Genomic DNA, 1,140 nt, shown 5'->3' with positions numbered 1-1,140 from the left:
AAATATTAAGAGTAAAAAAACCAAAAGCGTTCCTGCTTGAGAATGTAAAGCGTCTAACTACTCATGATAAGGGAAATACATTTGAAACTATCAAAAATAAGTTAGAAGATTTAGGTTATAACTTACATTATAAAGTATTAAACTCATTGGAATATGGTGGCGTTCCACAAAAGCGAGAACGTATTTACATCGTTGGTTTCTTAGATAAAGTTAACTTTCATTTTCCTGAAAAATTAAATGTATATAGACCACTTTCTGAAATATTAGAAGCAGATGAAGATATTGAAAGCAAGTATTTTTTATCTGAAGAAATTAGAAATAAAAGATTTGAAAAACTAAAGAAAGAGCCGCCTATGCCTTCAATATGGCATGAAAATATCGGTGGTAATATTTCAGCACTTCCATATTCATGTGCGTTAAGAGCTGGGGGGAGTTACAACTATTTAGTAGTAAATGGTACACGACGTTTAACAGGACGTGAGATGTTACGGTTACAAGGTTTTCCAGATACTTATAAAATTGATGTACCTTATACTCAAGCGAGAAAAGTTGCTGGTAACTCAGTAACAGTTACAGTGATAGAACGTATCGCTGAAAATATGATAAATTGCTTAAATTCATTGAATTAGATAGAAATTATGACAACAGTTTCAGATGCAAAAGTAGCTTTAGATTCGTTAGTTGCTAAGAGTAGAGCTCATCTATATAAACCTATGCAAATTGCTGAGATTCTGAGGAGATATAGACTAAATCCAGAAGATTTAAATCCTTTAGAGTTGAAAACGTACAGAACACAATCAAAGAAATGGCGTGATTCAGTTACTTCTAAATTAGTTGGTAATGTATCAACATCAAGTGCCCGATTCCAAGATAATTTATTTGAGGAAAATGCCATTCCTCCTCGCATTTTAGAAGTGTTAGCAAAGGAAAATAATGAAAAAAATGGGGCTGTAGAGGCTTATATTTATACATTATTTGCTAAGCGCCTAGGTTCTGTATCTAGTAGCGTTAACTATTGTTTATCCCATGATTCTTCTAATTTTACATTAGAGGAATTCATGGATTCTTTTTGGAAAGAACCTGGATTAAAAAGAAGTATAGATAAAGTATTTGAATGTGTGGTTTATGCTTTATTTTCTA

Annotated in this window: 2 protein-coding genes; both read left to right on the top strand. The window is 32.0% G+C overall.

The window, feature by feature from the left end; translation table 11 throughout:
- A partial coding sequence (gene dcm, locus FTV32_RS17165; protein ID WP_180029165.1) for a DNA (cytosine-5-)-methyltransferase occupies positions 1 to 629 on the top strand: 629 nt, incomplete at its 5' end.
- A gap of 9 nt (positions 630 to 638) precedes the next feature.
- Positions 639 to 1,140 (top strand): HaeII family restriction endonuclease (locus FTV32_RS17160; protein WP_180029164.1); only part of this gene is annotated, 502 nt, incomplete at its 3' end.

Source organism: Acinetobacter sp. YH16032, assembly GCF_013417345.1.
GTDB lineage: Bacteria > Pseudomonadota > Gammaproteobacteria > Pseudomonadales > Moraxellaceae > Acinetobacter.
The sequence above is the reverse complement of the archived record's forward strand: the minus strand, read 5'-3'. Positions and strand labels throughout refer to the sequence as shown.